20 protein-coding genes are annotated in these 23504 nt (G+C 71.6%); 9 read left to right on the plus strand and 11 right to left on the minus strand.

Annotation, left to right across the window (positions count from 1 at the left end; genetic code table 11):
* Window positions 1-9: 9 nt before the first annotated feature.
* Genes P8R59_RS10380 through P8R59_RS10395 form a run of 4 tightly spaced genes read right to left on the minus strand, consistent with a single transcriptional unit; the run spans window position 10 to window position 4044 of the window.
* Window positions 10-1668, minus strand: a complete 1659-nt coding sequence (locus P8R59_RS10380) for a PTS mannitol transporter subunit IICB (protein WP_278100994.1) — start codon at window positions 1666-1668, stop codon at window positions 10-12.
* Window positions 1669-1720: 52 nt separating this feature from the next.
* On the minus strand, window positions 1721-3403 hold the full coding sequence (ptsP, locus tag P8R59_RS10385; protein ID WP_278100995.1) for a phosphoenolpyruvate--protein phosphotransferase: 1683 nt from the start codon (window positions 3401-3403) through the stop codon (window positions 1721-1723).
* Window positions 3404-3418: 15 nt separating this feature from the next.
* On the minus strand, window positions 3419-3694 hold the full coding sequence (locus P8R59_RS10390; RefSeq protein ID WP_077050465.1) for an HPr family phosphocarrier protein: 276 nt from the start codon (window positions 3692-3694) through the stop codon (window positions 3419-3421).
* Between the two features lie 23 nt (window positions 3695-3717).
* Entirely contained in the window at window positions 3718-4044 is a 327-nt protein-coding gene (locus tag P8R59_RS10395) for a PTS sugar transporter subunit IIB (protein WP_077050464.1), read from the minus strand.
* Window positions 4045-4165: 121 nt separating this feature from the next.
* On the opposite strand from P8R59_RS10395, the gene P8R59_RS10400 reads away from it, so the two are divergent.
* Window positions 4166-6139: a BglG family transcription antiterminator gene (locus P8R59_RS10400; protein ID WP_278100996.1), complete on the plus strand. Its 1974-nt coding sequence runs from the start codon at window positions 4166-4168 to the stop codon at window positions 6137-6139.
* 104 nt (window positions 6140-6243) lie between these two features.
* Here P8R59_RS10400 and P8R59_RS10405 read toward each other — a convergent pair whose 3' ends face one another.
* From P8R59_RS10405 to P8R59_RS10415, 3 genes are all read right to left on the minus strand, one after another.
* Window positions 6244-7209: a type IV toxin-antitoxin system AbiEi family antitoxin domain-containing protein gene (locus P8R59_RS10405; RefSeq protein ID WP_278100997.1), complete on the minus strand. Its 966-nt coding sequence runs from the start codon at window positions 7207-7209 to the stop codon at window positions 6244-6246.
* Window positions 7210-7412: 203 nt separating this feature from the next.
* The gene (locus P8R59_RS10410) at window positions 7413-9071 is read right to left on the minus strand and encodes a phospho-sugar mutase (protein ID WP_278100998.1); all 1659 of its coding nucleotides are present in this window, start codon (window positions 9069-9071) and stop codon (window positions 7413-7415) included.
* On the minus strand, window positions 9068-9901 hold the full coding sequence (locus tag P8R59_RS10415; RefSeq protein WP_260024071.1) for a purine-nucleoside phosphorylase: 834 nt from the start codon (window positions 9899-9901) through the stop codon (window positions 9068-9070). The genes P8R59_RS10410 and P8R59_RS10415 overlap by 4 nt, the downstream gene beginning before the upstream one ends.
* Window positions 9902-9968: 67 nt before the next feature.
* Here P8R59_RS10415 and P8R59_RS10420 point away from each other — a divergent pair, with 67 nt between their 5' ends.
* Window positions 9969-11429 carry an NAD(P)H-quinone dehydrogenase gene (locus tag P8R59_RS10420; protein WP_278100999.1) on the plus strand — a complete coding sequence of 487 codons (1461 nt, stop codon included), beginning with the start codon at window positions 9969-9971 and terminating at the stop codon, window positions 11427-11429.
* Window positions 11430-11718: 289 nt separating this feature from the next.
* Here the strand turns inward: P8R59_RS10420 and P8R59_RS10425 are convergent, their stop codons facing one another.
* Together P8R59_RS10425 and P8R59_RS10430 are read right to left on the minus strand one after the other, a co-directional pair.
* The gene (locus tag P8R59_RS10425) at window positions 11719-13485 is read right to left on the minus strand and encodes a biotin carboxylase N-terminal domain-containing protein (RefSeq protein WP_278101000.1); all 1767 of its coding nucleotides are present in this window, start codon (window positions 13483-13485) and stop codon (window positions 11719-11721) included.
* Window positions 13486-13562: 77 nt separating this feature from the next.
* Window positions 13563-14210: a Maf family protein gene (locus P8R59_RS10430; RefSeq protein ID WP_278101001.1), complete on the minus strand. Its 648-nt coding sequence runs from the start codon at window positions 14208-14210 to the stop codon at window positions 13563-13565.
* 57 nt (window positions 14211-14267) lie between these two features.
* Between P8R59_RS10430 and P8R59_RS10435 the strand changes: the two genes are divergently transcribed.
* The 4 genes from P8R59_RS10435 to P8R59_RS10450 all read left to right on the plus strand — a co-directional run bounded on the left by P8R59_RS10435 (window position 14268) and on the right by P8R59_RS10450 (window position 18531).
* Window positions 14268-15515 carry a class I SAM-dependent RNA methyltransferase gene (locus P8R59_RS10435; protein WP_278101002.1) on the plus strand — a complete coding sequence of 416 codons (1248 nt, stop codon included), beginning with the start codon at window positions 14268-14270 and terminating at the stop codon, window positions 15513-15515.
* 61 nt (window positions 15516-15576) lie between these two features.
* Window positions 15577-16242: a response regulator transcription factor gene (locus tag P8R59_RS10440; protein WP_077050456.1), complete on the plus strand. Its 666-nt coding sequence runs from the start codon at window positions 15577-15579 to the stop codon at window positions 16240-16242.
* Entirely contained in the window at window positions 16235-17494 is a 1260-nt protein-coding gene (locus P8R59_RS10445) for a sensor histidine kinase (RefSeq protein WP_278101003.1), read from the plus strand. Before P8R59_RS10440 ends, P8R59_RS10445 begins: the two co-directional genes overlap by 8 nt.
* Window positions 17491-18531 (plus strand): hypothetical protein, encoded by a 1041-nt coding sequence (locus P8R59_RS10450; protein WP_278101004.1) that lies wholly within the window; start codon window positions 17491-17493, stop codon window positions 18529-18531. Before P8R59_RS10445 ends, P8R59_RS10450 begins: the two co-directional genes overlap by 4 nt.
* A 283-nt stretch (window positions 18532-18814) precedes the next feature.
* On the opposite strand, the gene P8R59_RS10455 is transcribed toward P8R59_RS10450, so the two are convergent.
* Together P8R59_RS10455 and P8R59_RS10460 are read right to left on the minus strand one after the other, a co-directional pair.
* Window positions 18815-19045, minus strand: coding sequence for an acyl-CoA carboxylase subunit epsilon (locus P8R59_RS10455; RefSeq protein WP_278101005.1), 231 nt, complete (start codon window positions 19043-19045; stop codon window positions 18815-18817).
* Window positions 19042-20631 carry an acyl-CoA carboxylase subunit beta gene (locus tag P8R59_RS10460; protein WP_431606853.1) on the minus strand — a complete coding sequence of 530 codons (1590 nt, stop codon included), beginning with the start codon at window positions 20629-20631 and terminating at the stop codon, window positions 19042-19044. Before P8R59_RS10460 ends, P8R59_RS10455 begins: the two co-directional genes overlap by 4 nt.
* Before the next feature lie 157 nt (window positions 20632-20788).
* Here P8R59_RS10460 and P8R59_RS10465 point away from each other — a divergent pair, with 157 nt between their 5' ends.
* The 3 genes from P8R59_RS10465 to P8R59_RS10475 all read left to right on the plus strand — a co-directional run bounded on the left by P8R59_RS10465 (window position 20789) and on the right by P8R59_RS10475 (window position 23495).
* Window positions 20789-21571 carry a biotin--[acetyl-CoA-carboxylase] ligase gene (locus P8R59_RS10465; protein WP_278101007.1) on the plus strand — a complete coding sequence of 261 codons (783 nt, stop codon included), beginning with the start codon at window positions 20789-20791 and terminating at the stop codon, window positions 21569-21571.
* A gap of 59 nt (window positions 21572-21630) precedes the next feature.
* The gene (locus tag P8R59_RS10470) at window positions 21631-22185 is read left to right on the plus strand and encodes a PH domain-containing protein (RefSeq protein ID WP_278101008.1); all 555 of its coding nucleotides are present in this window, start codon (window positions 21631-21633) and stop codon (window positions 22183-22185) included.
* A gap of 176 nt (window positions 22186-22361) precedes the next feature.
* Window positions 22362-23495: a 5-(carboxyamino)imidazole ribonucleotide synthase gene (locus P8R59_RS10475; RefSeq protein ID WP_278101009.1), complete on the plus strand. Its 1134-nt coding sequence runs from the start codon at window positions 22362-22364 to the stop codon at window positions 23493-23495.
* Window positions 23496-23504: the final 9 nt, after the last annotated feature.

The following is a 23504-nucleotide window of genomic DNA, read 5'->3' on the forward strand; positions in this document are numbered from 1 at the left end:
GTGCGGGGGTTACTTCGCCTCGTGCTGGCTGCGGACCATCTCCACGACCTCGTCGTACTTCGGCGAGTTCATGAAGTTGTCCACCGACACGTGGATCGCGTCGGGGTTCTGCGCCTTCGCGCGGTCGGTCAGCTGGTTCTGCGTGATGACCAGGTCGGCGGTGCCGTCGAGGTTCGCGATCGCCTGGTTGGTGACCGTGACCCCCTCGATGCCGGCCTTCTTGATCTTGTTGCGCAGGACGCTCGCGCCCATCGCCGAGGAGCCCATGCCGGCGTCGCAGGCGAACACGATGTTGTTCAGCTGCTTCGTGGCGACGGCGCCCCCGAGGCCGCCGAGGGCACCCTCGACGTCGTGGTCGGCGGACGCGGTCACGTCGCTCGACGTGCGCGAGCGCAGGCCGCCCAGGGCCGAGGACTCCTTGCCCTTGTTGGCCTCGGTCTGGTCGATCGCCGCGGCGAACGCGTCGTCGCCGCCCTCGGCCGCGAGGTCGCGCTTGCGCGAGGCACGCAGGATCACACCGGCGATCAGGAACGTGACCACGGCGGCGACGGCCACCGAGAGGTACACGACCAGGAGGTTGCCGGGGCCGGCGCCGATCGCGGCGGCGGTGACGGCGATGATGCTGCCGGGGGCCGCCGGGAACACCAGGCCGCCGCTGAAGATCATGTTCGTCGTGACGCCCGCGGCGCCACCGGCGATGAGCGCGAGGATCGTCATGGGCTTGGCGAGCGCGTACGGGAAGTAGATCTCGTGGATGCCACCGAGGAACTGGATGACGATGGCGCCGGGCGCCGAGGCCTTCGCCGCGCCGACACCGAAGAAGGTGAAGGCGAGGAGCAGACCCAGGCCGGGGCCGGGGTTGGCCTCGATGAGGAACAGGATCGACTTGCCCGATTCCGCAGCCTGCTCGATGCCGAGCGGGGTGAAGACGCCGTGGTTGATGGCGTTGTTGAGGAACAGCACCTTCGCCGGCTCGACGATGATCGACAGCACCGGCAGCAGGTTGAACTGCACGAGGAACGCGACGATGCTGCCGAGGACCGCGCTGATGCCGAGGAAGACGGGACCGAAGGCGAAGAAGCCGACGATCGCGAGGATCATGCCGAGGATGCCGGCGGAGAAGTTGTTGACCAGCATCTCGAAGCCGGGGCGGATCTTGCCGTCCCAGATGCGGTCCATCTGCTTGGTGATCCAGGCCGCGAGCGGACCCATGATCATCGCACCGAGGAACATCGGGATGTTGGTGCCGACGATGACACCCATCACGGCGATGGTCGCCACCACGCCACCGCGCGCGCCGTAGACCATGCGGCCGCCGGTGTTGGCGATGAGGAGGGGCAGGAGGTAGGTGATCATGACGCTGACCAGACCGACGTAGCCCTGGTAGGTGCTGCCGTCCGCGTTGGCGGTGAGCGCCGTCGCGGCCCCCGGCCACCCGATCGTGGCCGCGTCGCCGCCGCCGCCGATGATTTCGGCCACAGGGGCCCAGTGCCACCCGAAGGGGCTCTTCGCGCCGAAGAAGCCGGCGGGGATGAAGAGCATGGTGATGAAGCCCCACGCGATGAACGCCGCGATGTTGGGCATGATCATGCCGGAGAGGAATGTGCCGAACCGCTGGACCGCGACCCGTGCACCTCCCGGCTTCTTGGCTGTAGACGCCGTCGTCATTGCTGTGTCTCCTTGTTGTGGATGCGACCGGGGCCGCGGGGTGTCGCGCGGCTCAGGCCGCGGTGGTGGCGGAGGCCGCCTGGGCGGCCTCTCGGGCGGAGGCCGCGTCGTCCGCGGCCAGGGCTGCCTCGGCGATGCGGCGGGCATCGTCGAGAGAGTGGGTCAGGAGCGAGGCGCGGACGTCCGCGAGTGCGGTGGGCGCCATCGACAGCGTGGTCGCGCCGAGTCCGACGAGGACGATCGCGAGGAGCGGGTCGGCGGCGGCCTCGCCGCAGATGCCGACGGGCTTTCCGTTCGCCCGGCCGGCCGCACCGACCTCGCGGATGAGGCGCAGGACGGCCGGATGCCACGGGTCCTGGAACGACGCGACCGAACCGAGCAGCCGGTCGGCGGCGAGCGTGTACTGCGTCAGGTCGTTCGTCCCGATGGACGCGAAGTCCGCGATCTGCAGGATGCGATCGGCGAGGAGTGCCGAGGAGGGCACCTCCACCATGACGCCCGTGGTCTTCAGTCCGTAGTCCTTGGCCAGGGCGGTGAAGTACCGCGTCTCCTCGACGGTCGACACCATGGGTGCCATCACCCAGAGATCGGCGGGGCCGGCTTCGGACTTCCGTGTCGCGGCATCCGCCTCGGCGAGGGCCGTGAGCTGTTCGCGCAGGATGTCCTCGCTCGCGCGAAGGGCACGCAGGCCCCGGAGACCCAGCGCGGGGTTCTCCTCGTGCGCGTCGTTGAGGAAGGGGAGCGGCTTGTCGGCGCCGGCGTCGAGCACGCGCACGACGACCTTCTTGCCGGGGAAGGCGCTGAGCAGCTCGATGTAGGCGGCGCGCTGCTCCTCGACCGTGGGGGCGGAGCTGGAGCTGAGGAAGAGGAACTCGGTGCGGAAGAGGCCGACGCCCTCGGCGCCGAGCTCGACGGCCTCGGCGGCGCCGCCGGGCTTGCCGAGGTTGGCCAGCAGCGGAACCTTCGTGCCGTCCGACAGGGCGCCGTCGGTGATGGGGGCGGACGAGGCCGCCGCGCGCGCATCGGCGCGGTTCTTAGCCCGCGCCAGGTCGTCGTCGCTCGGGTCGACCGTGACGACGCCGGCGGCGGCATCCACGATCACCGTCTGACCGTCGACGAGGTCCTTCGCTCCGCTCGCGCCGACGACGGCGACGATCGACTTCTCCCGCGCGAGGATCGCGGTGTGCGACGTCGGGCCGCCCTCGGTGGTGACCAGCGCGAGGACCTTGTCCAGGTCGAGCAGCGCGGTGTCGGCGGGGGCGAGGTCCTTCGCGACCAGCACGAACGGGTGACCGGGGTCGGGGATGCCGGGGGCGGCGACGCCCCGGAGACGCGCGATCACACGCTGGGCGACGTCGTCGAGGTCGGCGGCGCGTTCGCCGAGGTAGCCGCCGAGGGCGACGAGCTGCTCGCGGAACGACGCGAAGGCGTCGTGGACGGCGAACTCGCCGTTCTTGCCGGCGGCCAGGCGGGAGTCCACCTCGGCCTCGAGGGTCGGGTCCTCGGCGATCATCGCCTGGGCTTCGAGCACGTCGCGGGCGGCGCCGCCGGCCTGAGCCCCGCGCGCCTCGAGCTCGCGGGCGACGGCCGATACGGCCTCGCGCACGCGGGCCGTCTCGTCCTCGACCGACCGGTCGCTCGGCGTGTCCTTCGGAGCGGGCAGGGGCTCGGCCATGCGCGCGATGGGTCCCTGGGCGACGCCCAGTCCGATTCCGACTCCGCGAAGTTCCGTCATGTTCCTGTGATTCCTTTACTCGGCGTCGTGGTCGGTGGTCAGAAGCTCGGCGAGGCGCTCCAGCGTCGCCTCGGCGTTGTCGCCGTCGGCGGTGAGGGTGACGTAGTCGCCCTGCTCCAGGCCGAGGGCGATGATCCCCAGGATGCTCGCGGCGTTCACCGGGCTGCCGGCGTCCTTGGCGATGGTGACCGGGATGCCGGACTCCTTCGCCGCCTGGGCGAAGAGCTTCGCGGGGCGGGCGTGGAGGCCGTGCGACGAGCCGATACGGACCGTCCGGGTGATCTGGGGCATGGGTGTTCCTTTCCGGCGGCGGGTCAGACGGTGTCCGCGGATTCCCGCGCACCCATCGCCTCTTCCACGAGAGCGAGGGTGCGGGTTCCGGTCAGGTCGGTGAAGACGTCCTCGGGCAGCAGCGCGACTCGCACTCCCCGTGTCGCGGCATCCTGTCGGATCCGCTCCAGGTCGGGGGCCAGGTGCGGGCCGACGAGCACGACGTCGGCCTGATCGAGGTCGATCGGGAGCGACCTCGCGGTCCCCGCCGAAGCGGAGTAGGGGAGGCCGCGATCATGGGCGGCGCGTTGAACACGCTGTGCGACGAACGTGCTGGACGCACCAGCGCCGCACACCACGAGGATCCTCATCGACCCGCCTCCTTCTCCTCGATTCTCGGCACCGCGTTCACAGCGGACAACCAGGTTCGTTTCCCACCCCCCGGAACGCGGATGCCGCGCCCCGACGCCGTGGGCGGAAGCGCGTGGTTGGATGGAGGGAGCGCTGCCATTCCGGGGGCGGCGCGGAGGACGGATCGTGACGACGAAAGCTCGCCAAGACCGCCTGCTGGCCCTGCTGCTGCGGGACGCGGAGTGGTCCACGGCCGCGTCGCTGGCGGATGCGCTGGGCGTGACCCCCCGCAGCGTGCGTTCGTACGTCACTGCGGTGAACGCCCGCGTCGCCGGCGGCGGGGCGATCGAGTCCGGCCCGCTCGGCTACCGCGCGGGCACGGACGCGGCCCTCGCGCTGCGCGCCGGTTCGCCGGCCGACACCGGCACCCCGCGCGATCGCCTGCACACGCTCGTGCGGCGGCTCCTCGACGCGGCCGACGGCATCGACGTCTACGAGACCGCTGACTCGCTGCACGTCAGCGCCGCGACCCTCGAAGCCGACCTCGCGCGCGTGCGCGGGCTGCTCGGCGGGACCGAACTGACCCTGGAGCGCTCGGCATCCACCGCCCGCCTCCGCGGAACCGAGGTCGCTCAGCGGAGGCTGCTGTCCAAGCTCGCGCACGACGAGATGGATGCCGGGATGTTCGACCTCGACGCACTCCGGCGCACGCTCGGCGAGAGGTCGGTCGGGGCGCGCGCATTCGGACCGTTCAAGGCAGAGCTCGTCGCCGAACTCGGGGCGCTCGGCTACTTCGTCAACGAGATCGGCATCGGCGACGTGGTCATGCACATCGCGATCGCCGCGGACCGGGTCACGCGCGACCGGGGCCTCGGTGCTGCCGCGGGGGAGTCCTCGGAGGCCGCGGACGCCGTCGCCGAGCTGCTGGACCGTCTGACCCTCAAGCACATCGGAGTGCAGTTGGGTGCGGGCGACCTCCGCCACCTCGCCACCCTCGTCCTCACCCGCATCGTCGCCCCCGGTGCGCCCGCAGCCGACGACGTGCGCTCGCGCCTCGACCCCGCGGTCGAGGCGGCGGTGCGCGCGGTCGTGGAGGCTGCGGCATCCCAGTATCTGGTGGACATCGCGCACGACGACTTCGTCCTGCGCCTGGCCCTCCACGTGCAGAACCTGCTGCATCGCTCGCGCGAGCAGGCGTGGTCCCGCAACCCGCTGACCCGCTCGCTCAAGTCGACGTACCCGATGATCTTCGAGGTCGCCGTGTACATCGCCAGCGGTCTGCAGGACGCCCTCGGCATCCCGATCCTCGACGACGAGATCGCCTACATCGCGATGCACGTCGGCGGCCGGCTCGAGCGCAGCCGACGCTCCGACCAGCTGCTGACCGCGACGATCGTGTGCCCGGGGTACTACGAGCTGCACGAGCTCCTGCGCTCGAGCGTCGACCGGTCCCTGGGTCAAGCCATCGAGGTCGTCGGCGTCGAGACGCGCATCGATCCGGCGTGGGACTCGATCGACACCGACCTCGTGCTCACCACCATCGACCCGCCGCGTCCCGGCGACCGGTTCGTCCGCATCCAGCCGTTCCTGACCGACGCCGACGTCGAGCGCGTTCAGGCCGCGGCGTCGCGGGTGCGTCGCGGGCGGCGCCTCGCGCGGCTGCGCGCCGAACTCGAGACGTACTTCTCGCCCGACGCGTTCGTACGCGGGCTGGATGCCGACGGCGGCGAGGCCGGTGTCATCCGGCGCCTCGGCGGGCTGCTGGTGGCCGAGGGCGTCATCGACGACGACTACGTCGTTCGCGCGGTGGAGCGCGAGGCGATCTCGTCCACGGCGTTCACCGACGCGCTCGCCGTGCCGCACGCGATGGGCATGACCGCGACGCAGACCCGCATCGCGATCGGCATCGCCGATCCCTCGATCGCGTGGGGCGAGGGGCGCGTGCAGGTGGTGGCGCTCGTGGCGTTCAGCGAGACCGACCGCGAGGCGTTCCAGACCGTGTTCGAGCAGTTCGTCGAGGTGTTCAGCGAGCGCGACAGCGTGCAGCGCATCGTCCGGCGTGGCACGGACTTCGCGGCGTTCCTCGATGAGTTGGTCGCGGTGATCGACGGCTGAGGCTCCGTGGGCAGGCGCCCGTCCCGTGCTTTGGGGCGGATTCGTCCGCTTGGGGCGCGGAATGCGCCGCCCCAAGTGGCATTTTGCGCCCCGATCGCGGGAGATCACGAGGTGCGCGGGGTGAGATGGAACGCCGCGAGACGCCGGCCGAGGGTGTCGGCGGTGCGGAGATGCGACCATCCCCACCGCACCACGGGGCGCCGCGTCACCCCGCGGATCCAGTCTTCCCTCTGCTTCTCTCGCAGAACGACTTCGTCGGTCGTTCGCCCCGACCGGAGGGCGTCGTCGAGGTACTTGCCCGTCCCGTCGAACTCTCCCCATGCCTGCACGTCGTCGAGCCCGAAGTCGACGTAGTAGTTCGTTCCGGACGGCCCCGCGACGGGGACTTGAAGGCGGGGCGGCTCGAATCCCAGCTGCGCGAGCCGGATCCGGCTGATGCTTTCGCCCGGCAACTGCGCCTTCCCATCGGCGAAGGCCAGAGCCCGGTACGCCCGAGAGCGACCATGTGCCGAACGAAGAGCGATCGTCAGCGCGCGGGCGCGCATCTCCTCAGCCCTCTCGGCGTCGTATGGCGCGACACGTGTATGCGCCACACCTCGCAGCGCAGCGTCCAGAACGCAGACGGCGGTATCGAAGGCGCAGGTGCGTGCGACGTCCGCCATCGTCCGCGGGATGCTCGTGCACCGCAGGCCGTGTCGCTCCACGATGTCGTCTGCGGGGACTTCGCCGCGATGCCGGACCGCGGATGCCACGGCTCCGCGCCGTCGCTCGTCAAGGATGACGTGTACCCGCTCCGAATCCGCGGCGATGGTCGGCCAGCCGTGCAGTGCCGCGGCCGTCAGGTGGGAGAACAAGGGAGGTTCCGCGCTGACGAGCGCGAGCGCTCGCGCCCGGACGACAATCCACCCCTCCAGGGAGAGGCCGGTGGTGTCGGCGGTCTCGGCATATACCCCGGGACGGATCCGCCGGAAAAGTCCCGAGCGCAGGAGCGCGTCCAGCCGATGTCGATCGACCCCGTCGGCGGCGAGGTCGCCTCGACGTCGGAGCGGTATCGACAGGCTGGCATCCACCCCCTCACTGTGGTGCGCAGCGCCCTCTCCCCGTGGCGGGTCTGGCCCGATCGGTGGAGTCCGGGTCGGATCCTCGGTCTGGGGAGGAGCGGACCCAGCGACGCACCGAGCCACGGTTTGGGGCGGCCCCTTCCGGTCGGGGCGGAGAATTCCACGCCCCAAACGGAAGAGTCCGCCCCAAACCCCGGCGCCCCGGCGCCGCGTCAGCGCACGGTCGCGAGCAGTTCCTCGGCGCCCGCGCGCAGCGCCTCGAGGCGGCGACGCGCCTTCTTCGCCGACGAGCCGCGCACGTCGAGGTACAGCTTCAGCTTCGGCTCGGTGCCGCTCGGGCGAATGATGAGGCGCGAGCCGTCCTCGAGCCAGATCCGGAGCACGTCGCCCGGGGGCAGCCCGTCGACGCCCTGGAGCAGATCGTCGATCCTCGACACCGCGACCTCGCCCACCGCGGACGGCGGTTGGGCGCGGAGGGATGCCATGATGGCGCCGATCTCGCTCAGGTCGGTGACGCGCACCGAGATCTGGTCGCTCGCGAACGCGCCGAAGGTGTCGCGGAACTCCTGCAGCAGGTCGGCCACGGTGCGGCCCTCGGCGCGCGCGGCGGTGGCGAGCCCGAGGAACGCGACGGCGGCGGAGATCCCGTCCTTGTCGCGCACGGTCTCGGGGTTCACGAGGTAGCCCAAGGCCTCCTCGAAGCCGTAGACGATGCCCGGCGCGCGGGAGATCCACTTGAAGCCCGTGAGGGTCGCGTGGAAGTCCAGGCCGTAGTGCTCGGCCACGGCCTGCAGCCCGGGCGACGACACCAGTGAGCAGGCGAGGGAGCCCCCGGATGCCGTGCGCGCGGCGCGCCAGCCGAGGAGCAGGCCGATCTCGTTGCCGGTCAGGCGACGCCAGCCGCCCTCGACCTCGGGGTCGGGGATCGCGACGGCGAGGCGGTCGGCATCCGGATCGTTGGCGATGACGAGCTCGGCGTCGGCGGAACGGGCGGTCTCGAAGGCGAGGTCCATCGCCCCCGGCTCCTCCGGGTTGGGGAACGCCACCGTGGGGAACCGTCCGTCCGGATGGATCTGCGCCTCGACGACCGTCGGCGCGGGATACCCGGCTTCGGTGAGCACGCGGGACACCGTCTCCCACCCGACGCCGTGCATCGCGGTGTAGACCCACCGTAGCCCGTCGGCGCAGGCAGGCGCGGGGGCCACGGCGGCGGTCGCGGCGACGTACGCCTCGACGAGCGCCTCGGGGGCGTTCTCGAACCCGACGGAGCGGGGGAGGACGGTGACGTCACCCGCGTCGGCCACGCGCTGGATGTGCGCGGCGATCTCGGCATCCGCCGGCGAGACGATCTGCGCGCCGTCGTCGGCGCCGCCGAGGTAGACCTTGTACCCGTTGTCGTCCGGCGGGTTGTGGCTCGCGGTGACCATGACGCCCGCGTCGGCGCCGAGGTGCCGCACCGCGAAGGCGAGCACGGGCGTGGGCAGCATCCGCGGCAGCAGGATGGCGCGCAGCCCCGCCCCGGCGAAGATCTCGACCGAGTCGCGCGCGAAGACGTCGGAGTTGCGACGTCCGTCGTACCCGACGACCACCGTCGGCGTCCCGTCGGGCTGCTTCTCGCGCAGGTACGCGGCGAAACCCGCCGCGGCCTGCGCCACGAGCACTCGGTTCATGCGGTTCGACCCGGCCCCGAGTGTGCCGCGGAGCCCCGCGGTACCGAAGGCGAGACGGGTGGCGAAACGGTCTTCCAGGTCGGCGGCCGCCTCGGCATCCCCGTCCTCGACGCGTTCGATGAGCGACGCGAGCTCTTCGCGGGTCGTGGCATCCGGGTCCTGGGCGAGCCAGGCGCGCGCGGCGGCGACGTACTCGCTCACAGCGCGCCGATCACACGGGCCAGCAGTGCGGAGATCACCGGCTCGGCCTCGCGCCCGGCCTCGAGCACCTCGGCGTGGCTGAGCGGCGTCTTCTGGATGCCGGCGGCCAGGTTCGTGATGAGCGAGAAGCCGAGGATCTCCATGCCGGCCTGCCGGGCGGCGATGGCCTCCAGCGCGGTGGACATGCCCACGATGTGGCCGCCGATGGTCTTGGCCATCTGCACCTCGGCCGGGGTCTCGTAGTGCGGACCGCGGAACTGCGTGTACACGCCCTCATCGAGGGTCGGATCGATCGACCGGGCGAGGTCGCGCAGGCGCTGCGAGTACAGGTCGGTGAGGTCGATGAAGGTCGCGCCCTCGAGGGGCGAGTCGGCGGTGAGGTTGATGTGGTCGCTGATGAGGACGGGCTGGCCGGGCTTCCACGTCTCGCGGATGCCGCCCGCGCCGTTGGTGAGGATCATCGTGGTCGCGCCGGTGGCCGCGGCGGTGCGGACGCTGTGCACGACCCGGCGGACGCCGTGGCCTTCGTAGTAGTGCGTGCGCGCGCCGATCACGAGGACGTTCTTGCCGCCGGGGGTGCGGACGCTGCGAAGGGTTCCGACGTGCCCCTCGAGGGCGGGCTTGGAGAAGCCGGTGACCTCGGTCGCGGGGAATGACGCGGTCTCCTCGCCGATGAGCTCGGCGGCGCGGCCCCAGCCGCTGCCGAGGGTGACCGCGATGTCGTGACGCTCGACACCGGACAGGCGCGCGATGTCGGAGGCCGCCGCCGCGGCGATCTCGAACGGGTCGGCCGCCGGGTCGTCGAGCGGGTGAGAGTTGCTGTGTGCCATGAACCCACTCTAGAAAGCCGCGGCATCCGGGGCCAGGCGCACGGGCCGCGCGTCGCACTAGGGAAGAATGGATGCCATGGTGCAGAGCTTCGAGCGCAAGCAGTCCGTCGCGATCGTCGGCGGTGGACCCGGCGGCTACGAAGCGGCTCTCTCCGCCGCCCAGCTGGGCGCCGACGTGACGCTCGTGGAGCGGGCGGGCGTGGGCGGCTCGGCCGTCATCACCGACGTCGTGCCCTCGAAGACGCTCATCGCGACCGCCGACGCGGCCGTGGCGATCCGCAGCGCCAGCGAGCTGGGTGTGCAGCTGTTCGCCAAGGACGACCGCGGCAAGCCGCTGACCCCCGAGGTCGCGATCAACCTCGCCGCGGTGAATCAGCGGCTCCTCTCGCTCGCGCGGCAGCAGTCCGACGACATGCGCTCGTCGCTCCTCGACGCGGGCGTCCGCATCATCTCCGGCCACGGTCGCCTCGACGGTTCCGGCGCCGTGGTCGTCTCGACCGAGGCGGGCGGCACCGACTTCGACCGCATCGAGGCCGAGACGCTCGTCGTCTCCGTCGGCGCGTCGCCGCGGGAGCTGCCGTCCGCGCAGCCCGACGGCGAGCGCATCCTCACCTGGACGCAGCTGTACAACATGAAGTCCGTGCCGCAGCACCTCGTCGTCGTCGGCTCGGGTGTCACCGGCGCGGAGTTCGCCTCGGCGTACATGAACCTCGGCGCGAAGGTCACGCTGGTCTCCAGCCGAGACCAGGTCCTCCCGGGCGAAGACCAGGATGCCGCGGCCGTCCTCGAGCGCGTCTTCCAGCGCGGCGGGATGACGCTGCTGTCGAAGGCGCGCGCCGACTCCGTCGTGAACACCGGAGAGGGCGTCGTGGTGACGCTCGCCGACGGACGCACGATCGAGGGCAGCCACTGCCTCATGGCGGTGGGGTCCATCCCCAACACGGCCGGGATCGGCCTGGAGCAGGCGGGCGTGCAGATGACGCCGTCGGGCCACATCCGCGTGAACCGCGTCGCCCGCACGTCGGTGCCGAACATCTACGCCGCAGGCGACTGCACGAACTTCTTCCCGCTGGCTTCCGTGGCATCCATGCAGGGCCGTCAGGCCGTCTTCCACGCGCTGGGCGACGTCGTGATCCCGCTGGAGACCCGCCGGATCACCGCGAACATCTTCACCGCGCCCGAGATCGCCACCGTCGGTTTCAGCGAGCAGGACATCACGGACGGCAAGATCGCCGGCGTCGTGAAGAAGCTGCCGCTGTCGGCCAATCCGCGCGCCAAGATGCAGGGCATCACCGACGGCTTCGTCAAGCTCATCGCCCGTCAGGGCAGTGGAACCGTCATGGGTGGCGTGATCGTCGCTCCCCGCGCCTCGGAACTCATCTACCCGATCGCGATCGCCGTCGAGCGCCGCCTCACCGTCGATCAGGTCGCCCGCGTGTTCGCGGTGTACCCGTCGCTCACGTCGAGCATCACGGATGCCGCGCGCGCGATGCACATCGTCGACCGCGACGATCCCGGCGAGGACTGAGCTTCGGGCCGAGCCGACCGCGCGCCGTGCGCACGACGCCCGGCGCCTCGGACGCGCAGCGTCGCTCCGCGGAGGGCGGCGTCGCACACCGTGCCGATAAACGCGATCCGCGGCGAGAAACGCCTTGTCGTGGCGTTTCCCCTCGTGGATGCCGTTTATCGCACAACTGCGCGTCGCACAGCTGCGTGCCGCACAACTGCGCGTCGCGCAAGTGCGCAAGGCGGGAACGCTGCAATGCGACGACGCCGCGCCCCCGGAGGGACGCGGCGTCGGATGCGCGGAGGATGCCTCAGCTGATCAGCAGCAGCTGGTGACCCGCCGAGACGGTGGTGCCGGGGCTGGCGTCGATGCCGGCGACGGTGCCGTCCTTGTGCGCCTGGATGGGCTGCTCCATCTTCATGGCCTCGAGCACGACGACGAGGTCGCCCTTGACGACCTGCTGGCCCTCCTCGACGGCGATCTTGACGACCGTGGCCTGCATCGGCGACTTCACCGCGTCACCGGTGGCCCCGGCGGTCGGCGATGCGGCGTGCGACCGACGCGACGGCGGTGCGACGGCCGGGCGGCCCGGCTTCGCTGCGGGGGCGGCGATGCGGTCGGGGAGGCTCACCTCGAGTCGCTTGCCGCCGACCTCGACCACGACCGTGTGTCGACCGGGCGCCTCGACGGGGGGCTCGAGCTCGCCGTCCCACGCGGGGATGTCGTTGACGAACTCGGTCTCGATCCAGCGGGTGTAGACGCCGAACGTGCCGTCCTCGGCCGTGAACGCGGGGTCGCGGACGACCTTGCGGTGGAACGGGAGAACGGTGGGGAGCCCGGCGACCTCGAACTCGTCGAGCGCGCGGCGCGAACGCTCCAGAGCCTCGGCGCGGTCGCGCCCGGTCACGATGATCTTCGCCAGCAGCGAGTCGAAGGCGCCGGAGACGCTGTCGCCCGCCGTCACGCCGGAGTCGAGGCGCAGCCCCGGGCCGCCGAAAGTCTTGAAGACGTGGATCGGGCCCGGCTGCGGGAGGAAGTTCCGGCCGGGGTCTTCGCCGTTGATGCGGAACTCGATCGAGTGGCCGGTGGGCGCGGGGTCGTCGTAGCCGAGCTCCTCGCCCTCGGCGATGCGGAACTGCTCGCGCACCAGGTCGATTCCGGTGACCTCTTCCGACACCGGGTGCTCCACCTGCAGGCGGGTGTTGACCTCGAGGAACGAGATCGTGCCGTCGGCGCCGATGAGGAATTCGCACGTCCCGGCACCGACGTAGCCGACCTCGCGGAGGATGGCCTTGGATGCCGAGTAGAGGATCGCGTTCTGCTCGTCGCTGAGGAACGGCGCGGGGGCCTCCTCGACGAGCTTCTGGTGACGGCGCTGCAGAGAGCAGTCGCGCGTGGAGACGACGACGACGTTGCCCGCGGCATCCGCCAGGCACTGGGTCTCGACGTGGCGGGGCTTGTCGAGGTACTTCTCCACGAAGCACTCGCCGCGACCGAAGGCTGCGACGGCCTCGCGGGTCGCCGACTCGAACATCTCGGCGACCTCGTCGAATTCGCGCGCGACCTTGAGGCCGCGTCCGCCGCCGCCGTACGCCGCCTTGATCGCGATGGGGAGGCCCACATGCTCGGCGAAGGCGATGACCTCGTCGGCGCCGGCCACCGGCCCGGGGGTTCCGGGGGCGAGGGGGGCCCCGACCTTCTCGGCGACGTGGCGCGCGGTGACCTTGTCGCCGAGCGCTTCGATCGCCGCGGGCGACGGGCCGATCCAGACGAGGCCCGCGTCGATGACGGCGCGGGCGAAGTCGGCGTTCTCGGCGAGGAATCCGTATCCGGGGTGGACGGCGTCCGCGCCGGAACGGCGGGCGACCGAGAGGATCTTCTCGATCGAGAGGTAGGTGTCGGCGCTGGTGGCGCCGTCGAGCGCGTACGCCTCGTCGGCGAGGCGGGTGTGCAGGGCGTCCCGGTCCTGGTCGGCGTAGACCGCGACGGAGGCTTTGCCCGAATCGCGTGCGGCGCGGATGACACGGACGGCGATCTCGCCGCGGTTGGCGACGAGTACCTTGGCGATCTTCGGCATCCTCCCAGCCTAGCGAGGGGTCGTGCGGGTCTTTTGACCCTCCTCCACAAGAAACGCCGAAAAACGTGTGGGGGAGTCTACGAACGATTCCACAGGTCGGTCCACGATCCGCCGAGATCGCGGACGAGGCGCCGCACGGTCGACAGCGACATCCCCACCACCGTGGAGGGATCGCCCTCGACGCGCTCGATGAACGCGCCGCCCAGGGAATCGACGGTGAACGCGCCCGCGACCAGGAGCGGTTCACCGCTGGCGACGTAGGCCGCGATCTCCTCATCGGCGACGTCGGCGGCGAAGGTCACCGATGCCTCGGCCACGGCGAACGCCTCCCGGGGCTCGTGGCCGGGGGCGACCCGGAAGACGCTGTGCCCGGAGTGCAGCACGCCCGTGCGCCCGCGCATGTCGCGCCAGCGCGCGGTCGCCGCCTCGGGGGTGTAGGGCTTGCCGAGGATCTCGTCGCCGAGCGCGAACATCGAGTCGCCGCCGATCACGTATCCGTCGAACCCGGACCCGTCGGAGGCCAGGCGGAGCGCCACGTCTTCGGCCTTCCGCCGCGCGAGCAGGAGGACGTGCTCCGGCGCCGGCAGCGTGCGCCCCTCCGCCGCCTCGACCTCGGCGATCACCGCCTCCTCGTCGACCCGGGGGGCCCGGGCCTCGGGCTCGATTCCGGCCTGCCGCAGCAGCATGAGTCGAGCGGGGGAAGTGGATGCCAGGCACACGCGCATGCGTCCACGCTACCGACGACGCGACCCGCCGGGACCGCCGTGTGACAGGCTCGGGGGATGCAGAACGGCGACCTCATCGATCTCGACATCACCGGAGTCGCCCACGGCGGCATCTTCGTCGGGCGGCACGAGGGCCGCGTGGTCTTCGTCCCGGACACCCTCCCCGGGGAGCGCGTGCGCGTGCGGCTCACCGACACGCGGAAGAAGGCGTTCTGGCGCGCCGAAGCCGTCGAGGTCCTCGAAGCGGCGCCCGAGCGGCGCGCGCACGTGTGGCCCTCGGCCTCGATCGACCGTTCGCCCGACGAGCGCGTGGGCGGAGCCGAGTTCGGTCACATCGAGCTCGGTCATCAGCGGGCGCTCAAGGAGCGGGTGATCCGCGAGTCGCTCGAGCGCGTCGGACGTCTCGAACTGCCCGTTTCGGTGGGTCCGGCCGGGGTCGACGAGACACCGGACGGCACGCGCTGGCGGACGCGCGTGAGCCTGCACGTGGACGAGGCCGGACGTGTGGGTCCGTTCGCGCCGCGCTCGCACCGCGTGATCGAGACCCCCGATCTCCCGCTCGCGACGGACGCGATCGCCCGTGCGGCCGCGGAGCTGCGCGGCGCGGCTCCCGGCCGGATCGACCTCGTCCAGCCGGCCGACGGGCGGGTGCGCGTCCTCCCGCGTCCCGACGGATCCCGCGCGACCGGGACGGCCGAAGTCGTCGAGGAACGCGTCGGCGACCGCGTGTTCCGCGTCGACGCGGGCGGCTTCTGGCAGGTGCACCGCCTCGCGGCCGAAGCCCTGACGGAGGCGGTCGGCGATCTCGTCCGTGAGGCCGCGGGCGACCTGGACCCGGATGCCGTCCACCTCGACCTCTACGGAGGAGTGGGCCTCTTCGCCGCGACGCTGGCCGACATCGGCGGCGCATCCACCCGGGTCGTCAGCGTCGAGAGCGACGCCCGCGCGACCGAGCACGCGGGGGAGAACCTCGCCGAATGGGTCGGTGCCCGCGCCGAGACGGCGCGGGTCGACCGGTACGTCGCGCGGCTGCGGGCGGACGCCTCCGCGCGCGAGCGCGAGCGCCTGTCCCGCGGCGTCGTCGTCCTCGATCCTCCGCGCTCGGGCGCGGGACGGGAGGTCGTGGAGGGGATCGCGGGGCTCGATCCCCGGGTCGTCATCTACGTGGCCTGCGACCCCGTCGCGCTCGCGCGAGACCTGGCGACGTTCGCCGTGCACGGGTACCGCGTCGAGGGCGGCGTGCACGGTCTCGACCTCTTCCCCCACTCCCATCACGTCGAGGCGGTCGTCGCCCTCCGGCGATGACCCGCCGATCGGCGGGTGTGCACTCCCGGCGGGGGAGGGGTCGCGCCGATACGATATGGGGATGACGCGCGTCGCCCTCATCGATGACCATGAATCGGTCCGACTCGGCCTCGAGGCGGCGTTGGCGCAGACCGAGTCGTTCCAGGTGGTCCTGTCGGGCGCGAACGTCGCCGCCTACCTCGATTGGCGCCGCACCGCGGGCGAGGCCCCGGCCGATGTCGTGGTCCTCGACCTCACGCTCGGTGACGGCACCACCGTCTCCGAGAACGTCGACCGTGTCGTGCGGGACGGCTCCAGCGTCATCATTCACAGCGTCGCCGACCGTCCGGCCGCCGTGCGCGAGGCGCTCGCCGCCGGGGCCGCGGGCATCGTGAGCAAGTCGTCGCCCACGCACGAGGTCCTCGCGGCCATCGGGACCGTCGCCCGCGGTGAGCTGCTCGACAACGTCGAGTGGGCCAGCGCGGTCGAGGGCGACCGCGAGTTCGCCGATGCGCAGCTGTCCGCGCGCGAGCGCGAAGTGCTGCGGCTGTACGCCGCCGGACTCCCCCTCAAGGCCGTCGCCGAGCGCCTCGGCGTGGCCTACTCCACGGCCAAGGAGAACATCACGCGCGTCCGCGTGAAGTACGTCGAGGTGGGGCGCCCCGCCCCGACCAAGGTCGATCTGCTGCGACGGGCGATGGAGGACGGCATCCTCCACGAGACGCCCGAGACGCCCCGAGATGCCTGACGTCGATCGGTCGGTCCTCGACGAGGCGTGGGGGCGGATCCCGCACACGCGTGAGACGAGCGACGACCCCGGTTCGTTCACGCAGAAGCGCATCGAGCGCGTCATCACCCTGCTGGTCGGGCCGGCCTGTCTCGTCCTCGGGGTGCAGGCCTTCGTCGCCGCCTTCGGGCCGAGCGACGAAGCCCCGGGGTGGCATCTGCCCCTCGTCATCGGTGTCTTCGTCCCGCTCGTGGCGATGATTGTGGCGTGCGCCGTCAACCGGTTCGCGCGGGTGTTCTCGGGCTTGTTCGCGGTGCTGTTCATGGTCGCCCTCGCCCTCTGGCCCATCGCCACCGTCGGCGGAGAACAGTCCCCGTCGCCCACCCAGAACCCCTGGATCTTCTACCTCATCAACGTGGCCACGGTGGCCACGGTCGTGGCCTTCCCCCTGTCTCTCCAGATCGCCTGGACGGTGGCCGCACCGCTGCTGTTCGGTGTGGTCCGTCTCATCCAGGCGGGCGGACGGTCGGAGTTCCTGCTGCCCGTCGCGCTCGACGTCTCGTTCGCCCTGATGCTGGGCGCGGTCCTGGTGACGCTCACGTGGATGTACCGCTCGATCGCGGCGAACGTCGACGAGACGCGCGCCCGGGCCGTCGCCAGCTACGCGCAGGCTGCGGCTACCGCCGCGACCGAGCACGAGCGGGTCGCCGTCGCGGCCCTCATGCACGACAGCGTCCTGGGCGCCCTGCTGGCGGCGGAACGCGCCTCGACCCCGCGGGAGCGCACCCTCGCCGTGAGCATGGCGCGCGAGGCCCTCACGCGGCTGGCGAACGCCGAGAAGGACGCCCTCGAGGGCAGCGACGAGCCGATGGATGCCGCGGCCCTCGCCGACGACATCGAGACTTCGGCCCGCGACTTCGGGGTGGAACTGGCCGTGACGCGACGGGTGCAGGAGGGCACGCCCCGCGTTCCGGGGCGGGTGGCCCGGGCGCTCGTGCTCGCCGCGATGCAGGCCGTCGCCAACGCGGTGCAGCATGCCGAAGCGCGGGCCCTGACCGTCGAGGTCACCGGCTCCGCCGAGCCCGGGGGAGTGACGATCCGGGTGCGGGATGCCGGTCGCGGCTTCGACGTGAATGCGATCCCCGCCGATCGGCTCGGCATCCGGGGCTCCATCATCGCGCGCGTCACGGCCGTCGGTGGACGCTCGACCCTGGACTCCTCGCCCGCGGGCACGACGGTGACCCTCGAGTGGGAGAGCGGGGACCGCTGGTGACCGTCCGCTCCATCCTCTCGGGCATCGGCCTGGCTTTCACGGCCTACCTCTCGGCGCGCAGCCTCCTGTGGACGCTGCCCGACACGGTCGAACGCGGCTGGCTGCTGATCGCCGCGCTCGTGCTGTACCTCCCGATCGCCTGGCTCTGGATCCTCCTGCCGACGCGTCGCCGCGTCGCGGCTCCGGACGACGCGGACACGGACACGCGGCTCGCGCCTTCGCGATGGGCCGTCGGCCTCGCGCTGGTGGCCGCTGCGGTCGTCCCGAACGCCGCTTTCGCTGCGGTGAACGAGGCCGGGCGGTCGCAGCCCTTCGTCACGTGGGTCATCGGCGGAATCGGCGCCCTCATGACCGTCGTCATGGTGCGGCGGCGACCCGTCATCGCCTGGATCGGCACGGGCCTCCTGGCCGTGTCGGCGGCGGCCTGGCTGGGCCCGCTCGCCGCGCTCAGCCTGGGGCTCGTGGGTTCGCTCGTCTGGGTGGCCGTGGCCCAGCTCATCACCACCGCTCTGGACCGGGTCGCCCGCGATGCGGAGCAACTGTCGGAGCTGCAGCAGGCGGCATCCGCCTGGCAGGCCTCGCAGAGCGGGCGTCAGCGCGAGCGTCGGCTGCACGTGCAGCGGGCGCTCCACGTCGCCGGTCCGGTGCTCGGTCGCACGATCGAGACGGGCGGGAACCTGCGTCCGAGCGAGAAGAACGCGGCGCGCCTCGCCGAGCAGAGCCTGCGCGACGAGTTGCGCAGTCCCCGTCTCCTCGATGAGGCGGTGCGCGCACAGATCGATGCGGCGCGTCGTCGCGGAACGATCGTCATGCTCTTCGACGAGGGGGGCCTGGAAGACCTGCCGGCGTCGGCGTTGCGCGACATTCGGTCCGAGCTGGCGGGCATCGTCGAGGAGGCCGCGTCCGAGCGCCTGATCATCCGGACCTCGCCCCACCACGAGGTGGCGGTCACCGTCGTGGGTCGCACGGCGGCTGCGGGCGCCGGGGCCGACGACGACGACGTCGATCTCTGGCGCGAGATCCGCCGCCCGCACTGACGCGAAGGATGCGCCGCCCGCGCTGACGCGAAGGAATGGCCCCCGTGGCGCGAACGCCGACGGGGGCCTGAACGGGTATCTGCATCCGGGGAAGAGTGCGAAAAATGAGGGGTGAGGGGCGGCGATGTCGCCTGCCCCTCACCCATGCGAACGGCTACCCGAAAACCGTCCGCGGTGGCCGGAACCGGCTCGATGGAGCGGCCCGACCGAACGCGTGATGCGTTCCAGCTCCTCCAGTATTCGCGAACGTTCTCGCGGCGTCTGTAGGTATTTCGGGGGACAGTCAGCCCGTGAATCCGTTCCAGCCGGCGTCGCGATCGAGCGGGGCCCGCAGTCCACGAGCGGACAACTCCCAGCGCGAGCGCGCCGACGTCTCCGGTGCCGTGGCATCGGCGGACTCCCGGGCGTACGCCTCGCTCACGACGACGATCGCCGCGGCGAGTTCCTCAGGCGTGGGGGTGCCGCGCACGATGCGTCCGACGGTCTCGGGCGATTCGCCACCGGTCTCGCTCACAGCGGGATGTTCCCGTGCTTCTTCGCCGGCAGGCTCGCCCGCTTGTTGCGCAGCGCCCGCAGCGCCTTCGCGATCGACACGCGCGTCTGCGCGGGCTCGATGATGCCGTCGAGCTCGCCGCGCTCGGCCGCGAGGAACGGGGATGCCACGTTGTAGGTGTACTCGTTCGCGAGGCGGGTGCGCACCGCCGCGACGTCCTCGCCCGCTTCCTCGGCGCGCTTGATCTCACCGCGGTAGAGGATGTTCACCGCGCCCTGACCGCCCATCACGGCGATCTCGGCGGTCGGCCAGGCGAGGTTGATGTCGGCACCGAGCTGCTTCGACCCCATCACGATGTAGGCGCCGCCGTAGGCCTTGCGCAGGATCACCGTCACCAGCGGCACGGTGGCCTCGGCGTAGGCGTAGAGGAGCTTCGCGCCGCGACGGATGACACCGGTCCACTCCTGGTCGGTGCCGGGCAGGTAGCCGGGCACGTCGACGAGCGTCACGATCGGCACGGAGAACGCGTCGCAGAACCGTACGAAGCGGGAGGCCTTCTCTCCCGCGTCGATGTTCAGCGTGCCGGCCATCTGCGAGGGCTGGTTGGCGATGATGCCGACGGTCCGGCCCTCGATACGGCCGAAGCCGATGACGATGTTCGGGGCGAACAGCGGCTGGACCTCGAGGAAGTCGGCCCCGTCCACGATGCCGTCGATCACGGTGTGGATGTCGTAGGGCTGGTTCGGCGAGTCGGGGATGACGGTGTTGAGCGCCCGATCGGCATCCGTCGTCTCGAATTCGAACGGCGTCTCGTAGAGCGGGAGCTCGGCGAGGTTGTTGTCGGGGAGGAATCCGACGAGCGTGCGGGCGTAGTCGAGCGCGTCATCCTCGTCCTCGGCGAGGTAGTGCGCCACGCCCGACCGGGTGTTGTGGGTGTGGGCGCCGCCGAGATCCTCCATGCCGACGTCCTCGCCGGTGACGGTCTTGATGACGTCGGGGCCGGTGACGAACATCTGGCTCGTCTTGTCGACCATGATGACGAAGTCGGTGAGCGCGGGCGAGTAGACGGCGCCGCCGGCGGCGGGTCCCATGATGATCGAGATCTGCGGGATGACCCCCGAGGCGGCGGTGTTCAGGCGGAAGATCTCGCCGTACTTTCCGAGCGCGACGACACCCTCCTGGATGCGCGCGCCCCCCGAGTCGAGCATGCCGATGATCGGGATGCCGCTGCGAAGTGCCAGCTCCATGACCTTGATGATCTTGTCGCCGGCGACCTCGCCGAGCGAGCCGCCGAAGGTGGAGAAGTCCTGCGCGTAGACGGCGACCGTGCGCCCGTGGATCGTGCCCGTGCCCGTGACGACGGAGTCGCCGTAGGGGCGCGATTTGTCCATGCCGAACGCCGTGGTGCGGTGGCGGACGTACTCGTCGAGCTCGACGAACGAGCCGGGGTCGACCAGCATCTCGATGCGCTCGCGGGCGGTGAGCTTGCCCTTCGCGTGCTGTTTCGTGCGCGCGGCGGCTTCGGCGTCAACGACCGCGTCCTGGAACCTGGCGCGCAGGTCCGCGATCTTGCCGGCGGTGGTGAAGAGATCGGGCTGGTCGGTCACGCTTTCCACCCTATCGACCGGTTCGACGCCGATGTTGGAGGGTGCGCACAAGCACCTCGTCGGGACGCTGTGGCATCCATCCATCCGGGGACGGGAGCGCGGGGCGGGCGACGGCCCGGGGATGCCGATTCCCCCGGGTCGTGCCTAGGGTGTGCACATGCCGATCCCCGCTGCCGGATACCCGCTCACCGCCGCGCTCAGCCCGCGCCTCCAGGTCGTCGAGACCACCGACTCCACCAACGCCGACGTCGTCGCCGCCGTCGCCGCGGACCCCGCCGGATGGCCGCATCTGTCGTTGCTCGTCACGGACGACCAGCGCGCCGGGCGGGGCCGACTCGACCGCACGTGGACCGCCCCGGCCGGGACCGCCCTCGCCGTGTCGGTCGTCGTGGACGCCGGGCGCATCCCGATGGGGATGCGCGGGTGGATCCCCCTCGCCGCGGGTGCGGCCATGACGCGCGCCGTCGCTTCGCGCCTGGCCGGTCACGGCCCGAGCGCGCAGCTGAAGTGGCCGAACGACGTGCTCGTGGACGGGGGGAAGATCTGCGGCATCCTCGCCGAGGTCGTTCCGGGCACCCTCGACACGGTCGTGATCGGATCGGGGATCAACACGCGCATGACCCGGGCGGATCTGCCGGTGTCGACGGCCACCTCGTTCGCCGCCCTCGGCGTCGAGGTCGACGAGGATCGCCTGCTCGCCGACTACCTCGAGTCCCTCGCCGCGCTGCTCGCCGCGCTCTCGGAAGGCGATGTCGCCCGCGTGCACCGCGATGTCGAGAAGCTGTGTTCGACCGTGGGCCGCGAGGTGTCGGTGTCGCTCCCCGACGGCACCACCGTCCAGGGTCGGGCGGAACGGCTCGACGCCGAGGGGCGCCTGGTGGTCGAATCGGGCACGATCCAGACGGTGGTCGCCGCCGGGGACGTCGTCCACGTACGCTGACCCGCGCCCGTCCCGCGTGTGCGGGCGACGCCGGAGGCTCCCGCCCCCAGAATGAATACGTGACCCCGCCCGACACCTACGGAGGCCGTCCCCGCACGCCGGCCCCTGGCGCGGCTGCGCCCGAGCGCCGCATCGCGCGCCTGCGCGGTCACGCCCGGCGGTTGTTCTGGTCGGCCCTCGTGCTGATCGCCGTGGCCGGTGCGACCGCGTACTACTACGACAATCTCCCGGCTCCGTTCGAGAACTGGATGCTGGTGACCGCGGCCGGTGCCGCGCTGGTGCTGCTGGTGGTCGTGCCGTACTTCGTGTGGCTCTCCCGGTCGTGGACGATCACCACCCGCCGCGTCATCGAGCGCTCGGGCTTCTTCGGGTCGAGCAGCCGCGAGATCTCGCACGTGCGCGGGTACGCGATCCAGATGAGGCGCGGCATCCTCCAACGACTGTGGGGAGCGGGGACCCTCACGCTGTCCAACGGCGTGGAACCTCCCCTGCGTCTGAAGAACGTCCCCCACGCGGTCCTCGTGCACGAAACGCTGGTCGACCAGGTCGAGGTGAACCAGATCCTCGCGCATCGCGACTCGCAGGCGCACGGCTCCGGCGCCGTCGAGTTCTGACGCCCACCCGCTCACGCCCCGTCGGGTTCTGCCGGGCCGCACGCCCCGTCGATGAACGGCATCCACGGCGGGAAACGCGCTGTCGCGCCGTTTCTCCGCGCGGATGCCGTTTATCGCGAGAGGGGAGGGGGTGCGGCGGCGGTGTGGAGCACAATGGACGGGACGGAAGGAGCGGCATGGCGCTGCGAGTCGGAGTGGTCGGTGGCGGACAGCTGGCGCGGATGATGATCGCGCCGGCCGAGGAGCTCGGGATCGACATCCGTGTCCTCGCCGAGACCGAGGGCATGTCGGCGGGGCTCGCCGCCACCGCCGTGGGCGACTACCGCGACGCCGAGACCGTGCTCCGCTTCGCGCGTGAGGTGGACGTGCTCACCTTCGACCACGAGCACGTGCCGCAGGACGTGCTGGCCGCCCTCGTGGACGCCGGCGTCGCGGTCCACCCGGGCCCCGCCCCGCTGGCCGTCGCGCAGGACAAGCTCGTCATGCGCGCGCGCATGGCCGAGCTCGGGATGCCGCAGCCCGACTGGGCCGCCGTCTCGGATGCCGCGCAGCTCCAGGACTTCCTCGACGCCCACGGCGGACGCGCCGTCGTGAAGACCCCCCGCGGCGGGTACGACGGCAAGGGCGTGCGCGTGGTCTCGGCCGCGATCGAGGCCGACGATTGGTTCGCCGCGCTCGCCGAGGACGCCCACGGCGGGGCGCTCCTGGCCGAAGAGCTCGTCGACTTCACGCGCGAACTCGCGCAGCAGGTCGCGCGTCGTCCGTCGGGCGAGGTGCGGGCGTATCCCCTCGTGGCGACGACGCAGCGCGACGGCGTGTGCGCCGAGGTGATCGCGCCCGCTCCGCGTGCGGGGGAGCGGCTCGAGCGCGCGGCCGCCGCGATCGGCGTCGCCGTCGCCGAAGGGCTCGGGGTGACCGGCATGCTCGCCGTCGAGCTGTTCGAGACCACCGACGAGCGCGTCCTCATCAACGAACTCGCCATGCGGCCCCACAACAGCGGCCACTGGACGCAGGACGGTGCCGTCACCAGCCAGTTCGAGCAGCATCTGCGCGCCGTGCTCGACCTTCCGCTCGGATCGACGGATGCCACGGCTCCGTGGACCGTCATGGTCAACATCCTCGGCGGGCCCGCCGAGGGCGGGCTGACCGAGCGCTTCGCACCCGCGATGGCCGCGCACACGACCGCGAAGATCCACACGTACGGCAAGGACCCGCGTCCGGGGCGCAAGGTCGGGCACGTCAATGTCGCCGGCGACGACCTGGACGACGTCGTCTACGAGGGCCGCGCGGCGGCGGCATTCTTCGACTGAGCGTGCCGT

This window comes from Microbacterium proteolyticum (assembly GCF_029639405.1).
Classification (GTDB): domain Bacteria; phylum Actinomycetota; class Actinomycetes; order Actinomycetales; family Microbacteriaceae; genus Microbacterium.

What these genes read in the sequence shown, in the direction of transcription:
- P8R59_RS10440 (WP_077050456.1), top strand. Translation starts at nt 15,577, where the DNA reads ATGACGCGCGTCGCCCTCATCGATGACCATGAATCGGTCCGACTCGGC.
- P8R59_RS10415 (WP_260024071.1), bottom strand. Translation starts at nt 9,901, where the DNA reads ATGGCACACAGCAACTCTCACCCGCTCGACGACCCGGCGGCCGACCCG.
- P8R59_RS10400 (WP_278100996.1), top strand. Translation starts at nt 4,166, where the DNA reads ATGGAGGGAGCGCTGCCATTCCGGGGGCGGCGCGGAGGACGGATCGTG.
- P8R59_RS10430 (WP_278101001.1), bottom strand. Translation starts at nt 14,210, where the DNA reads ATGCGCGTGTGCCTGGCATCCACTTCCCCCGCTCGACTCATGCTGCTG.
- P8R59_RS10445 (WP_278101003.1), top strand. Translation starts at nt 16,235, where the DNA reads ATGCCTGACGTCGATCGGTCGGTCCTCGACGAGGCGTGGGGGCGGATC.
- P8R59_RS10425 (WP_278101000.1), bottom strand. Translation starts at nt 13,485, where the DNA reads ATGCCGAAGATCGCCAAGGTACTCGTCGCCAACCGCGGCGAGATCGCC.
- P8R59_RS10380 (WP_278100994.1), bottom strand. Translation starts at nt 1,668, where the DNA reads ATGACGACGGCGTCTACAGCCAAGAAGCCGGGAGGTGCACGGGTCGCG.
- P8R59_RS10435 (WP_278101002.1), top strand. Translation starts at nt 14,268, where the DNA reads ATGCAGAACGGCGACCTCATCGATCTCGACATCACCGGAGTCGCCCAC.
- P8R59_RS10475 (WP_278101009.1), top strand. Translation starts at nt 22,362, where the DNA reads ATGGCGCTGCGAGTCGGAGTGGTCGGTGGCGGACAGCTGGCGCGGATG.
- P8R59_RS10390 (WP_077050465.1), bottom strand. Translation starts at nt 3,694, where the DNA reads ATGCCCCAGATCACCCGGACGGTCCGTATCGGCTCGTCGCACGGCCTC.
- ptsP (WP_278100995.1), bottom strand. Translation starts at nt 3,403, where the DNA reads ATGACGGAACTTCGCGGAGTCGGAATCGGACTGGGCGTCGCCCAGGGA.
- P8R59_RS10465 (WP_278101007.1), top strand. Translation starts at nt 20,789, where the DNA reads ATGCCGATCCCCGCTGCCGGATACCCGCTCACCGCCGCGCTCAGCCCG.
- P8R59_RS10420 (WP_278100999.1), top strand. Translation starts at nt 9,969, where the DNA reads ATGGATGCCATGGTGCAGAGCTTCGAGCGCAAGCAGTCCGTCGCGATC.
- P8R59_RS10395 (WP_077050464.1), bottom strand. Translation starts at nt 4,044, where the DNA reads ATGAGGATCCTCGTGGTGTGCGGCGCTGGTGCGTCCAGCACGTTCGTC.